12 protein-coding genes are annotated in these 13,312 nt (G+C 56.8%); 1 reads left to right on the top strand and 11 read right to left on the bottom strand.

The window, feature by feature from the left end:
• Nucleotides 1-45: 45 nt before the first annotated feature.
• Nucleotides 46-963 carry a peptidoglycan DD-metalloendopeptidase family protein gene (locus ACZ5CE_RS01960; protein WP_464576089.1) on the bottom strand — a complete coding sequence of 306 codons (918 nt, stop codon included), beginning with the start codon at nt 961-963 and terminating at the stop codon, nt 46-48.
• A 26-nt stretch (nt 964-989) separates the two neighbouring features.
• Here ACZ5CE_RS01960 and ACZ5CE_RS01955 point away from each other — a divergent pair, with 26 nt between their 5' ends.
• A complete protein-coding gene (locus tag ACZ5CE_RS01955) occupies nt 990-1,496 on the top strand; it encodes a DciA family protein (RefSeq protein WP_464576088.1) in 507 nt (168 codons plus the stop codon).
• Between the two features lie 169 nt (nt 1,497-1,665).
• Here ACZ5CE_RS01955 and ftsZ read toward each other — a convergent pair whose 3' ends face one another.
• From ftsZ to mraY, 10 genes are all read right to left on the bottom strand, one after another.
• Nucleotides 1,666-2,829: a cell division protein FtsZ gene (gene ftsZ, locus ACZ5CE_RS01950; RefSeq protein ID WP_464576087.1), complete on the bottom strand. Its 1,164-nt coding sequence runs from the start codon at nt 2,827-2,829 to the stop codon at nt 1,666-1,668.
• A gap of 137 nt (nt 2,830-2,966) precedes the next feature.
• Nucleotides 2,967-4,202 (bottom strand): cell division protein FtsA, encoded by a 1,236-nt coding sequence (ftsA, locus tag ACZ5CE_RS01945; RefSeq protein ID WP_464576086.1) that lies wholly within the window; start codon nt 4,200-4,202, stop codon nt 2,967-2,969.
• A gap of 64 nt (nt 4,203-4,266) precedes the next feature.
• Nucleotides 4,267-4,980, bottom strand: coding sequence for a cell division protein FtsQ/DivIB (locus ACZ5CE_RS01940; RefSeq protein WP_464576085.1), 714 nt, complete (start codon nt 4,978-4,980; stop codon nt 4,267-4,269).
• Nucleotides 4,970-5,887, bottom strand: a complete 918-nt coding sequence (locus ACZ5CE_RS01935) for a D-alanine--D-alanine ligase (protein ID WP_464576084.1) — start codon at nt 5,885-5,887, stop codon at nt 4,970-4,972. Before ACZ5CE_RS01935 ends, ACZ5CE_RS01940 begins: the two co-directional genes overlap by 11 nt.
• Nucleotides 5,884-6,909 (bottom strand): UDP-N-acetylmuramate dehydrogenase, encoded by a 1,026-nt coding sequence (gene murB / locus ACZ5CE_RS01930; protein WP_464576083.1) that lies wholly within the window; start codon nt 6,907-6,909, stop codon nt 5,884-5,886. The genes ACZ5CE_RS01935 and murB overlap by 4 nt, the downstream gene beginning before the upstream one ends.
• 34 nt (nt 6,910-6,943) lie before the next feature.
• Nucleotides 6,944-8,359 (bottom strand): UDP-N-acetylmuramate--L-alanine ligase, encoded by a 1,416-nt coding sequence (gene murC / locus ACZ5CE_RS01925; RefSeq protein WP_464576082.1) that lies wholly within the window; start codon nt 8,357-8,359, stop codon nt 6,944-6,946.
• Between the two features lie 101 nt (nt 8,360-8,460).
• Nucleotides 8,461-9,531: an undecaprenyldiphospho-muramoylpentapeptide beta-N-acetylglucosaminyltransferase gene (gene murG / locus ACZ5CE_RS01920; RefSeq protein ID WP_464576081.1), complete on the bottom strand. Its 1,071-nt coding sequence runs from the start codon at nt 9,529-9,531 to the stop codon at nt 8,461-8,463.
• A gap of 37 nt (nt 9,532-9,568) precedes the next feature.
• Complete coding sequence (gene ftsW / locus ACZ5CE_RS01915) at nt 9,569-10,732, bottom strand: putative lipid II flippase FtsW (RefSeq protein WP_464577378.1); 1,164 nt, start codon at nt 10,730-10,732, stop codon at nt 9,569-9,571.
• 20 nt (nt 10,733-10,752) lie between these two features.
• A complete protein-coding gene (gene murD / locus ACZ5CE_RS01910; protein WP_464576080.1) occupies nt 10,753-12,165 on the bottom strand; it encodes a UDP-N-acetylmuramoyl-L-alanine--D-glutamate ligase in 1,413 nt (470 codons plus the stop codon).
• A gap of 9 nt (nt 12,166-12,174) precedes the next feature.
• Nucleotides 12,175-13,260 carry a phospho-N-acetylmuramoyl-pentapeptide-transferase gene (mraY, locus tag ACZ5CE_RS01905; RefSeq protein WP_464576079.1) on the bottom strand — a complete coding sequence of 362 codons (1,086 nt, stop codon included), beginning with the start codon at nt 13,258-13,260 and terminating at the stop codon, nt 12,175-12,177.
• Between the last annotated feature and the right edge of the window lie 52 nt (nt 13,261-13,312).

The raw sequence follows: 13,312 nt of genomic DNA, 5'->3' as shown, positions 1-13,312 counted from the left end.
AGGTTTTTGGCCTCACCCCCCGCACGAGAGTATTAGCAATCCGACTCAACTGGGCATCTTCAAGAACCGGGATGGGTTTTGTGGCAAGCCCTTGTGCCTGACCTCAAAATGCAGATGCGGGCCGGTAGAACGGCCAGTGCTGCCCACTTCGGCAATCTTTTGTCCTCTTACCACAATCTGGCCTACTTTGACCATGCGCTTGGAGGCGTGGGCATAGCGGCTGACCAGATCGTTGCCGTGGTCAACATCTATCATATTACCATACTCAGCATGATAACCGGAATACACCACTACCCCATTCGCCGCTGCTACAATGGGAGTGCCCTTGGAGGCGATGAAATCAACCCCCTCGTGAAAAGCAGTCCTTCCCGTAAAAGGATCGATACGCGAGCCAAACCCCGAGGAATACCATTTCACATTTACGGGCATGACGGACGGAAGCATTTTTTTCTTCAACCTGTCCTGCATCAGCAATGAGTCCAGGGCGCCGAGCTTGTCAGCACGGTCATCGACCATGCGTGACAACTCCTGAATCCTGTTGTTCAACTCAATGAACGACATTTCCTGCGACGGCAGACTGGGCACCATCCCGCCCTGCGCGGGGGTTTGATTAAACAGGAACTCCTGCGGCTTGATACCCGCCAGTTCCGCAAGACGTACGCCTACGGAGTCCAGCCGTAACAGTTGCGCCTGCATCTGCCCCATTCTGACTGCCATGGCATTAAGGCTGTCACGCAAGTAGGACTGGCTTTTTTCCTGCTCTTCCTGCTGCATGCTCAAAACCAGAGAACGCAGCATCGGACTGTCGATCTTGTCCGCGTAGCGCAAAGAGAGGTAGTTGAGGCACATCGCTATCAGCACCGCCGCCGCCAGAAATGCGCCTGCAAAAACTACGAGATGCCTGTGGGTCAGAGTGACCGTCCTCGGCTTTGCCAAATTATTGGAAATCAGAATAATATTCATCTTATTCCCCCGGTTAAAGTCCAGCCATGAGCGTTCGGAAAATCAATTTCTATCTCGATGCCCTCAGCCTGATCCCTGATCATCGAAAGCTATTTGCCAACATGCAAAAGCTCACTGAGCTGCAACAAGTATTTTTTGAAATTGCTCCGCGCCAACTGGGCCAATTCTGCACTTTGGGTGCATTCTCTGAATCTGAAGGAAACCTGGTTATACACGCCTCAAACGGCGCGATCGCTGCCAAAATCAGGCAGATGGTTCCCTCGTTGTTACGAAAATTCAAGGTAAGGGGTTACGAGGTTACTTCAATTCGGATTGCTGTGCAAGCGGATTGCAATTCTGCTACCGGTTACGATCCGCTGGCTGCCAGCCGGACCACAAAGCGCCGGATAGCCCGGGCCGGGCTGGAAAGCCTGGCTCAGCTTGCCAAGAATTTGCCGGAACCATCGTCAATGTCACCGTCTGTATCTCCATTAAAAAACGCCATCGTTGCCCTGATTAAGACACAAGCGAAGCCGAATGAACCCTCTGAATAGGATTCGCAAGAGGACAGCAATATAAGATCGAATTACAGCGAGACACGGGTCATATCCCCTTTCCATTGATCCCACAAACACCTCCGAAGGCTGGGTTATCGAAATACCTAAGCCGGAAGCTGGCATTCCGGGTTGATTCCCGGAGCCCTTCGCAGGAGGAGGACGAAGATCAATCTGCCTGCTTTCGAAGGAATGCCGGAATATCGAGCGTATCCACACCCGATTGCTTCAGGGCTTCCACAGTTGCGTCGCGCCTTCTGTTTGTGCGGATTGCAGCGGGAGCATCCAGCTCCTTCCAGCTTATCGAGTCCGCCTGCATATTATCCGTCCCGGTGCGAGAATGGATGACACTCAGTGATTTGGGCTGGGACCGGCTTGTCACCCCCCCCAGTCCCGTCGCCACCATGGTGACCCGCAGATTATCCTGCATGTTTTCATCGATCACTGTGCCGACGATTACGGTGACATCGTCCGCGGTAAAATCCTTGATGGTGCTCATGACTTCATGAACCTCCCGCATCTTCATCGCCGCGCTTGCGGTAATGTTGACCAGCACGCCTCTTGCGCCCGAAAGATTGACATCTTCCAGCAGAGGACTGGCGACGGCCTGCTCGGCGGCGATGCGTGCCCTGTCGATGCCCGAAGAAAACGCCGAACCCATCATCGCCATCCCCATTTCCGACATGACGGTCTTTACGTCGGCGAAGTCCACATTGACCAAGCCCGGGCAATTGATGACTTCCGCGATGCCCGCAACCGCGCCGTACAGAACGTCATTGGCGGCCTTGAATGCGTCGAGCATGCTGACATCTTCCCCGAGAACCATCATCAGCTTATCGTTGGGAATGACGATCAGGGAATCCACATATTGGGACAGCGCTTCCATTCCCGCCTGCGCAGCCCTGATTCGCCTTCCTTCAAAAGCAAAGGGCTTGGTAACCACCGCAACGGTGAGAATACCTAACTCGCGGGCGACCTGGGCGACGACCGGCGCTGCACCGGTACCGGTGCCACCGCCCATTCCAGCAGTAATGAACAGCATGTCGGCACCCTCGATCAGTTCGGCGATCCGGTCGCGATCCTCCATCGCCGCATTGCGCCCGACTTCCGGATCAGCTCCCGCGCCCAATCCCTTCGTAATGCCGGAGCCAAGCTGCAACAAGGTACGCGCCTGGTTGCGCTTGAGCGCCTGTGCATCGGTGTTTGCGCAGATAAACTCGACGCCCTGCACCCCGTTCTCGATCATATGATCCACGGCATTGCCGCCGCAACCGCCGATACCGATGACCTTGATGATGGCTTCCTGTGTTTGTGTATCCATGATTTCAAACATAATGCTTCTCCTGTTAATGCTGTTAATGGACTGAACCAAATGTTGCTGCAAATTCCCGCCTGTGCCTGCTATGCCCGTATACCCGCAGGGGCTCACGTTTTTTATTAGAACGACCTTGTTGCCATATCCTCCAGCTGTTAGAAATTGACCTGGAACCAGCTCTTCATCCTTTCGAGAATGCGAGTGAAGGAATTGCCCTGCAGCCGGACGTGCTGGTTCAGCCGAAATTGCTCCATGCCCGCCTGGATCAGGCCGATGCCGGTGGAGCATCTCGGATTCAGGACCACTTCTTCCAGACTGCCGCGATAATGGGGAAGTCCGAGCCGCACCGGCATGTGAAATATCTCTTCGCCGAGCTCTACCATGCCTTGAAGAGAACTACAGCCACCGGTGATGACGATGCCGGATGAAAGCAATTGCTCGAAACCGCTATGGCGCAGTTCGGCCTGCACCATCGAATAAAGCTCTTCCACGCGCGGCTCGATGACTTCCGACAGGGTTTGCCTGGAAAGCTGGCGTACGCCCCGGTCCCCAACGCCCGCCACTTCCACCAATTCATGCGGATCAGCCATGCCCCGCAGGGCACAGCCATAACGGCATTTGATGTCTTCGGCATCCTTGGTCGGGGTGCGCAAGGCCATTGCAATGTCATTGGTGATCTGATCTCCAGCTATGGGGATCACCGCGGTATGTCTTATCGCGCCGTGGGTAAAAACTGCGATATCGGTGGTGCCTCCGCCTATATCCATCAGGCATACGCCCAGATCTTTTTCATCTTCCGACAGCACCGCCATGGCCGAAGCCAATGGCTGCAATACGAGGTCACGCACTTCCAGGCCGCATCGCCGCACGCACTTCATGATGTTCTGGGCGGCAGATACTGCCCCGGTGACGATATGGACCTTTACTTCCAGCCGTACCCCGCTCATTCCGATGGGTTCTCGCACATCTTCCTGGCCATCTATGATGAATTCCTGATTGAGAACGTGGAGGACCTGCTGATCATTGAGGATATTCACCGCCTTGGCTGTCTCCACCACCCGTTCCACATCCATCCTGGATACTTCCTTGTCCTTGATCGCCACCATTCCATGAGAATTGAAGCTCTTGATATGACCACCGGCAATGCCGGTATACACCTCCCTGATCTTGCAATCCGCCATCAGCTCCGCTTCCTCCAGCGCACGCTGAATCGCGCTCACCGTGGTTTCGATATTGACCACCACGCCTTTCTTGAGCCCACGTGATGGATGGCTGCCTATGCCAATTACCTCGAACCCACCCTCGGGTTTCATCTCCGCGACAATAGCCATGATCTTGGAAGTGCCGATATCCAGCCCGACAATGAAGTTCTTGCTTTCGCTGCTTCTCATCTAATCCCGTTAATCCTGTAACCTTCGATCACCTGCTCACCTTTTTGAGTCGCTTGCGCCCAGCTCATTGCACTGCAAAGCCATTGGGATACCTCAGATCGACACGGATCAATCGCCTGTTCAGCAACGTCGCGGCGCTGCCCTCCAGTCTGGCGTATCGTCTCAGTCTCGCTTCCATCTGCTCTCGTCCCAGTTCCAGCACGGTTCCCTGCTGCAGGCTTATCTGCCATGCCCTACGGGGTGAGAGCGTCAGCTTTTGGATCCTTTGCCGCAGAGGATGAAGCAATCTGGCAAAGACGTCATAGTGACGGACCATATCGCGGGAACTCTCCGAAGGCCCATCGAAAACAGGCAGATGCGAATCGCATGGCGCATCGAAGACCTCGCCCTGCAAATTCACCAGACCAGCGCTGCCCCAGCATGCCAGTGGTATTTGCTCTTCCAGAATCACTTCCAGGCCAGGGGGCCAGACCCGGCGAACGACAGCATCTCGCACCCAGGGAAGTTTCATGAAGGCTATGCGCGCTGCAACCAGATCCACAGTAATGAAGCCTTCCTTTATTTCCTTTCGCACCACGTCCGCCAGTTCCTCCCGCGTCACATGCTCGAGGGGCTTGAGGTCGCCGCTATCCAGGTTCGCCCCCTGGAACGCCACCGCCTTCAACGGAAGGACAGGCAGGTTCAACGCCCATCGGCCGATGTGATACAAGGCTACTGCCAGCGCCAGGGCCAGCAATGAATTCGTCAGCCCATTGAGCGATTGAGGATTACCCCACATGCGCCAGCTCCAGTATTCGCAATACCAGGTCCTCGAAAGATATTCCCGCGGCTTTTGCCGCCATTGGCACCAGGCTGTGAGTAGTCATGCCGGGCGAAGTATTCGTTTCCAGGAAGTAGGGCTGGTTCGATTTGTCCAGTATCAAATCCACCCTTCCCCATCCTTCGCATCCCAGCACCCTGTGGGCTTGCAGCGCCAACATCTGGATGGCGCGCTCCTGCTCGGCGGGCAAGCCGCTTGGGCAGAAGTACTGCGTCCTTTCCGAAAGATACTTGGCGTGGTAGTCATACAAACCGCTGGAGGCTTCGATTCGCACCAGAGGCAAGGGAACATCTCCAAGAATGGAGACGGTAAGTTCCGCCCCTTCGATAAATTCCTCCGCCAGTACGAGCGAGTCGTGCTCAGCGGCAAGCCGCCAGGCTCCCGCCAATTCGCTTGCGGCTGTCACCTTGGTAAGCCCAATCGTCGATCCTTCGCGTGATGGCTTGACAATCAGAGGTAGGCCAAGCTCTCTCGCGATCTCGCGAAAATCACTTTGCTCATCGAGCAGAACATGGCGTGGCGTCCTGATGCCCACGGCCTGCCATAACAACTTGGTCCGCCATTTATCCATTGCCAGCGCGCTCGCCAACACGCCACTGCCAGTGTAAGGCAGTCCCATGAGTTCCAGGGCGCCCTGGACGGTGCCGTCCTCCCCATAGCGTCCATGGAGGCAGATATGAGCCCGATCGAAACCCTGGTGCAAAAGGGCTTGAATGGGAAGTTCGGAAGGATCGAATGGATGGGCGTCGACGTTCCTCCGGCGTAGCGCATCGAGTACCGCTGTCCCACTTTGCAGGGATATCTCGCGCTCGGCCGAACGCCCGCCCAGCAGAACCGCAACTTTCCCAAATTCCTTGTTATTCAAACGTCATTCTCCTGATGCCAGGTGATGTTGCTTGATGAGGCATGAAACGGCGCTCCAGCGATTCGCACTTCCTGGATCAACTCCATTCCCGTTTGCTTTCTCACGGTTTCACGCACAGCGATAATTACGGCTTCGATATCCTCCGCAGTGGCTTCTCCGGTGTTTACGATAAAATTGGCATGCTTGGGCGAAACCATGGCCCCGCCGATTCGAAACCCCTTCAATCCACATGACTCGATCAGTCTTGCCGCATGATCTCCCGGGGGATTGCGAAATACCGAGCCCGCGTTAGGAAGATTCAATGGCTGGCTGGCGGCTCGCCGGGCAAGCAGTTCCTTGATCTTTCTGCGCGACTCCGCATGACCGCCTGGCTGCAACCGGAACCAGGCTCCTGCGAACCATTCCTCGGGAACAGCCACGCCGGCGCTATCGGCCGCGCTCCCGGACCTCGGCCGGGACGCAGCTCCCGGCTTTAAAGCGACATGCCGGTAGCCGATCTGATAATCGGCGGGAAACCGTGAACAAACCTGGCCTGCGCGCGTGAACGTCTGCACCTGCTCGACGATTTCCCACGTTTCGCTGCCGTAACACCCCGCGTTCATGGCAAGCGCGCCGCCGACCGTTCCTGGAATACCGGCCAGAAATTCGGCGCCCCCCAGGTCATGCCGGGCCGCGAACCGGGCAATTTTTGCGCAGGTTACTCCCGCTTCGGCATAAATCAATCGCTTTTCTCCCTTTTCCCGTTCCACGAAAAGGTTATTCAATCGCGCATGCAACACCAGAACAGTACCGCCCCATCCTCCATCGCGAATCAGGAGGTTGCTGCCCAGGCCCATTACATATAAAGAGTCGCCCCCCGGAAGCTCGCGTAAAAACCGCCGGAGATCGTCAAGATCCGCCGGCAGATACAAACGCTCTGCCCTTCCGCCCGCGCGCCAGGAAGTGTACTTCTTCATCGGCTCATCCAGGTGCAGTTCACCTCGAAGGGCGCGCAAATCATGGCCCGATTCAATGTCCGGCATATCCAATAAACTTCCAGAAATCATCACCTGGTTCTCATGGTCTTTTCGCCAGATGGGGCGCCACCGCGCCTACCGATCCCGCTCCCATCACCAGAACCACGTCCCCGTCCTGGGCTGCGCTCTGGATAGCGGCAGGCAGTTCATCGATGCTCTCCACGTAGATGGGCTCGATCTTCCCCAACACCCTCAGCGCACGCGCAAGCGACTTGCTGTCGGCGGCGACGATGGGCGTTTCGCCCGCCGGATAAACATCGGCCAGGAGTAAAACGTCCGCGGTTGAAAGCACCTTGACGAAATCCTCGAACAGGTCTCGCGTACGGGTATAGCGATGCGGCTGGAACGCCAATACCAGCCGTCGACCGGGAAAGGCGCCGCGTGCCGCCGCAATCGTGGCTGCCATTTCCACTGGATGATGGCCGTAATCATCAACCAGCGTGAAATGCCCTCTGCCAATTGTTTCCGTCCCGTGGCCCATGAGATCGATTTCGCCATAACGCTGAAAACGGCGATCGACGCCCTCGAAGTTGGCGAGCGCCCTGATGATTGCTGCGTCTTTTACCCCGATCTCGTTGCAGACTGCGATGGCTGCCAGCGCATTCTGCACATTGTGCAAACCTGGCAGGTTAAGCATGATCTTGAGCTTGCGCGCTTTGCCATTCACCCCTATCACTGCGGTGAAATGCATCCGGCCTTCGTTATGGCTGATATCGATGGCGCGGACTTGCGCGGCATCGGACAAACCATAGGTAGTGATAGGTTTCGTGACCGCTGGCAGAATTTCGCGAACGTTTCCGTCATCCAGGCACAACACCGCCATTCCGTAAAATGGCAGATGCTGCAAAAAATCGATGAAAGCCTGCCTGAGCTTGCTGATATCGTGCCCGTAGGTTTCCATATGGTCGGCATCGATATTCGTTACCGCCGCGAGTACGGGCTGCAAATGCAGAAAAGAGGCATCCGATTCGTCCGCCTCCACGACGATGAACTCTCCGCGTCCCAGCTTTGCGTGCGACCCAGCGGCTTCCAGCCTGCCACCGATAACAAATGTCGGGTCCATTCCCGCTTCCGCCAGGATACTGGTCACTAGGCTCGTCGTGGTAGTCTTTCCATGTGTTCCCGCGATGGCGATTCCCTGGCGCAATCTCAACAGTTCCGCCAGCATGATGGCGCGCGGCACAACGGGAATATTCCGCTCACGCGCCGCCATGACTTCCGGGTTATCCGGGCTGATCGCTGTGGACGTCACTACTGCATCCGCGGGTTCCACATGGGCGCGCACATGCTCGGTATGGATAATGGCGCCCAGCTTTTTCAGCCGCCGAGTGATGGCGGTACTGCTCAAATCCGAGCCGCTGACCTGGTAGCCCAGGTTCAGCAGCACCTCGGCAATTCCGCTCATGCCTGAGCCTCCGATACCCACGAAATGCACGTGCTTGACCTTGTGCTTCATGCCGGCGAATCCGATAACCGCCAGCAACCGCCGGTGAAACAATGGGAAGCATGCGTCATCGATGCGCTCATGCGCCTATTTTTTTCTTTCATGACCAGATCTCATTTCACGATTTCCATGCATGCGTCCGCTACGAACCTGGTCGAATCCGGCTTGGCCAGTTGCCGCGCACGTATCGCCATTTCCATAAGCTGCTTCCGGGTGAACGCGCTGAGCAACTCCGCAAGATATTGCGGGGTAAGCTCATGCTGCGGCACCAGCACAGCCGCGTTCCTGTCGCTCAGAAACCTCGCGTTGAACGTCTGGTGATCGTCCACGGCATAAGGAAAGGGCACCAGGACGCTCGCGACCCCGGCGGCAGTCAACTCTGCTATGGTCAACGCGCCCGCGCGGCAAACCACCAGGTCGCACTCCGCGTAGCGTGCCGCCATGTTTTCGATAAATGGAAACAGATCTCCTTCCACCTCCATCTCCGCATAGCTTTTACGTACGGCCTCAAGATGCCGCAGCCCGGTCTGATGCGTTATTGACGGCCTCCCCCGTTCGGGAATCAATCTCAATGCCTGCGGCACGACGGTATTGAGCGCCTGAGCCCCCAGGCTGCCACCGATCACCAGCAGCCTGAGCTGTCCCTGGCGGATTCCATATCTTTTTTCAGGGGCCTCCACCTCGGTTATCTCCTGCCGAACAGGATTTCCCGAAAAAACCACTTTCCTTCCATCCCGGATCGCTCCCGGAAAACCCAGCAACACCTTATCGGCAACCCTTGCCAGAATCTTGTTGACAAGCCCGGGTATCGAATTCTGTTCATGTATGAGTAGCGGTTTCCCGAGCAGCGAAGCCATCATCCCGCCTGGGAAGGCGGGATAGCCACCCATGCCGAGCACAACGTCGGGGCGGGCGTTCAGGATCACGCGAGCGCTTTGCCAGAACGCAATCAGGAGACGCAGCGGCAAGGTAAGCCAGGTAACGAAGCCCTTTCCGCGCAAACCGGAAAAACGGATGATTTCAAGGTCATGTCCCCGCCCAGGTACGAGCCTCGTCTCCATCCCGCCTTCCGTGCCCAGCCATACCACACGCCACCCGGCTTGCTTCAAATATTCCGCCACGGCCAGGCCCGGAAACACATGACCGCCGGTTCCTCCCGCCATGATTAGAATGGTGTGGATCAAATCTGCTCACCCCACCCAATAAAAGATGAGTGCGGACTCATGCCGCATAACCATTCATCAATTGCCGATTTTCCCAGTCGATGCGCAACAGAACCGCGAGCGCAATGCAGCTGACCAGAATACTGCTGCCACCGAAACTCATCAGTGGCAAGGTCAGCCCCTTTGTCGGCAGCACTCCCATGTTCACTCCCATATTGATGAGAGCCTGAAAACCTATCCATACACCGATACCATGCGCCACCAGCGCGGAAAACGCGCGCTCCCGGATAGCGGCCTGCCTACCGATAACGAATGCGCGCAACACTACCCAGCCAAACAACGCGATGACCGTGAGAACCCCGGCGAAACCAAGCTCTTCCGCGATGACCGCCAACAGAAAATCGGTATGCGCCTCCGGCAGGTAGAAAAGCTTTTCCACGCTGCCCCCCAGACCCACTCCCAGCCATTCACCACGTCCGAAGGCGATCAATGCATGGCTCAACTGATATCCTTTTCCGTAGGGATCGTCCCATGGATCCATAAAGCCAAAAAAGCGCTGCATGCGGTAAGGCTCCATCCAGATCAATGCCAGCAGGCTGGCCACCACAAAGCCGGCCAAGCCCGCGAACAGCTTCAAGCCGATGCCTCCCAGAAACAATATGGCCATCACGACAGCCGTAATGACAACGAACGCGCCGAAATCCGGTTCGAGAAGCAACAGCGAACCCAGACCCAGCATGACGACCAGCATGGGAAGAAAACCCTTGCGAAAACTGTTCAGATAAGCTGCTCTGCGAACCGTGTAGCGGGCGGCATAGAGAATGACAAATAATTTCATGAATTCCGAAGGCTGAAAATTCACTACAAGCAGCGATATCCAGCGGCGGCTGCCATTAACCTCGCGGCCTATGCTGGGGACAAGCACCAGGACGAGCAGGATTGCCCCCACGAAAAACAGATGAAACGAGTACTTCTCCCAGTACCCCGTAGGTACCTGAAATGCAAGCAGGCCTGCGAACAGGCTCACAGCCAGATAGATGCCATGCCGGATGAGAAAATGCGCCGGATCGCCGTTGCCGTCCTGGCCCGCTTCCGCAATGGCAATGGAAGCGGAATAAACCATCACGAGCCCGAGGCCAAGCAATAGGACCGACGACCAGATCAGGGAGTGGTCGAAATGAGACACGGCTTTTTTCTGACCGATGCCTGTCTGGTATATCATTGCCTTGCGCGCAGTTTGCATCATCGCGCTCCCTTTGGGAGCGCCCGCACAGCCGCGACGAATACTTCGGACCGATGCACGTAATTCCTGAACATGTCCAGGCTTGCGCATGCCGGCGATAAGAGCACCGCGTCCCCCTGTTTCGACAGCACAAACCCTTGCTGCACCGCCTCTTCCATGTTCGAGGCAAAATATAGCGGCACGCCGCCACGCTCCAGCGCAGCGGCCATATTTTTCGCGTCCCGCCCTATCAGCACCACGGCACGAGCATGTCGGGCAACAGGCCCGGCCAGCGGCGAAAAATCCTGGCCTTTGCCGTCTCCACCCGCTATCAGCACGACCGTTTGGGACAAACCATTCAGGGCGGCCACCGTCGCGCCTACATTCGTTCCCTTGGAGTCGTCGTAAAATGTCACATCCTCCATCACCGCCACTTTCTCCATCCGGTGCGGCAATCCCCTGAATTCGCGCAGCGCTTCGAGCAAAGGTTCCAGAGGCAACGCCAGCGCGCGGCATAATGCCAGTGCGGCGAGCGCATTGGTCGCGTTATGCCGGCCTGTTACCGCAAGCTCGCTGGCTTTCATCAGCCGCTTCTTTCCCTGCACCAGCCAGATGTCATTTCCTTCGGATAGTAGGCCATAATCCTCCTCTCTCGCAGGCATACCGCATCCGAATGTCACTTGCTTCCTTCCGCTCAACCCCATGGCGCGGACCAGAGGATCATCCCGGTTGATCACCTGCACGCCTTCCCTTTCGCCACTCGGGCCGCTCTTCAGAAATATCCCGGCTTTGGCCGCTGCGTAATCCTCCATGCTCGCGTAACGGTCGAGATGATCTTCAGTCACGTTCAGCACGGTTGCCGCGTCCAGGAACAGGCTTCGTGTGGTTTCCAGCTGAAAACTCGACATCTCCAATACCCACGCCCGTGGAAATCGCCCCATATCCTGCCGGCGCATCCATGCATCCAGCACGGCCGGTCCTATGTTTCCCGCAACCTCCACGTCCCAGCCGGCCTTCCTGGCCATTGCACCCACCATGGCGGTTACGGTAGTCTTGCCGTTGGATCCGGTAATGCCGATAATTCCGGGTCTTGCGGCATCCTCCTGTTGCATGGTCTGCAAGGCCAATGCAAAAAGCTCCATGTCGCCCACGACTGGAACGCCATTCGCAACAGCCCGCCTGACCAGCGGTTCGGACAGAGGCACTCCGGGGCTGATGCCGATAAGATCGACGCCCGAAAATGCCTCGGCATCGAATCCGCCTTCATATATCCTGGCCTCAGGCAAACTCTGCCTGAACTCCGCAAGGCGCGGCGGAGCCAGACGGGTGTCGGCTGCACGTACCGTCGCTTTGCAGCGTGATAGCCACTTGGCCATCGACAAGCCGGTTTCCCCGATTCCGAGCACCAGCACGATTTTTCCGCGCAGATCCATTACCTGGCGTTACCTCAACTTCAACGACGACAAGCCGAACAGCACCAGCATCATGGTGATGATCCAGAAACGCACCACCACTTGGTTTTCTTTCCAGCCCTTCAGTTCATAGTGATGATGGAGGGGAGCCATTCGAAAGATGCGTTTGCCGACAAGCTTGAACGATGCCACCTGCAGCATGACCGAAAGAGTTTCGACCACGAACACGCCACCCATGATGAGTAGCACGATCTCCTGGCGTATGATGACCGTCACGATGCCGAGCGCGGCACCGAGCGCGAGTGCGCCGACATCTCCCATGAAAACTTCCGCGGGATAAGCGTTGAACCAGAGAAAGGCAAGTCCCGCACCTGCCAGTGCGCCGCAGAATACCGCCAGCTCTCCAGCTTGAGGTATATGCGGAATGCCGAGGTATTTGGCGAAAACCGCATGGCCGGCAACATACGCGAATATCGCGAGGGCACTGCTGATCATGACGGTAGGCATGATGGCGAGGCCATCCAGGCCATCGGTGAGGTTTACGGCATTACTGGTTCCCACGATGACAAAGTAGGCGAGTGCCACAAACCCGACCAGCCCCAGGGGTATGGCGACCTGCTTGAAAAATGGCACGATCATGGTGGTCTGCGCGGGCAACTCGGCGGTCAGGACGAGGTACAGTGCAGCGAACAGGGCTATCAACGATTGCCAGAAGAGCTTCGCCCTGGCGGAAAGTCCCTTGGGGTTGCGATAGACTACCTTGCGGTAGTCATCCGTCCAGCCGATCACGCCGAACCCCATTGTCGTTATCAGCACTACCCATATGTACCGATTGCTCAGGTCCGCCCACAGAAGCGTGGTAATGGCGATCGATACCAGTATCAGCGCGCCGCCCATGGTAGGCGTGCCCGCTTTGATGAGATGCGTCTGAGGGCCGTCGTCCCGTACCGACTGTCCGATCTTGTATGCGGTAAGCTTCCTTATCATCGCGGGCCCGACGATGAAAGAAATCGCCAGAGACGTCAGCGCCGCCAGAACAGTCCGCAACGTGATATAGTTGAACACATTGAAAACACGTATGTCTTTGCTAAGCCACTGGGCAAGTTCTAGCAGCATGTCAGCCCCGCCTGGAGAAGATTCTGGTTCCTGCCGAGCTGCAGGAGCAGGG

This window comes from Nitrosospira sp. TNL200, from assembly GCF_055386305.1.
This window is presented reverse-complemented; position numbering and strand designations above follow the sequence as displayed.

What these genes read in the sequence shown, in the direction of transcription:
- ACZ5CE_RS01960 (WP_464576089.1), bottom strand. Translation starts at nt 963, where the DNA reads ATGAATATTATTCTGATTTCCAATAATTTGGCAAAGCCGAGGACGGTC.
- ACZ5CE_RS01955 (WP_464576088.1), top strand. Translation starts at nt 990, where the DNA reads ATGAGCGTTCGGAAAATCAATTTCTATCTCGATGCCCTCAGCCTGATC.
- ftsZ (WP_464576087.1), bottom strand. Translation starts at nt 2,829, where the DNA reads ATGTTTGAAATCATGGATACACAAACACAGGAAGCCATCATCAAGGTC.
- ftsA (WP_464576086.1), bottom strand. Translation starts at nt 4,202, where the DNA reads ATGAGAAGCAGCGAAAGCAAGAACTTCATTGTCGGGCTGGATATCGGC.
- ACZ5CE_RS01940 (WP_464576085.1), bottom strand. Translation starts at nt 4,980, where the DNA reads ATGTGGGGTAATCCTCAATCGCTCAATGGGCTGACGAATTCATTGCTG.
- murB (WP_464576083.1), bottom strand. Translation starts at nt 6,909, where the DNA reads ATGCCGGACATTGAATCGGGCCATGATTTGCGCGCCCTTCGAGGTGAA.
- murC (WP_464576082.1), bottom strand. Translation starts at nt 8,359, where the DNA reads ATGAAGCACAAGGTCAAGCACGTGCATTTCGTGGGTATCGGAGGCTCA.
- ftsW (WP_464577378.1), bottom strand. Translation starts at nt 10,732, where the DNA reads ATGATATACCAGACAGGCATCGGTCAGAAAAAAGCCGTGTCTCATTTC.
- murD (WP_464576080.1), bottom strand. Translation starts at nt 12,165, where the DNA reads ATGGATCTGCGCGGAAAAATCGTGCTGGTGCTCGGAATCGGGGAAACC.
- mraY (WP_464576079.1), bottom strand. Translation starts at nt 13,260, where the DNA reads ATGCTGCTAGAACTTGCCCAGTGGCTTAGCAAAGACATACGTGTTTTC.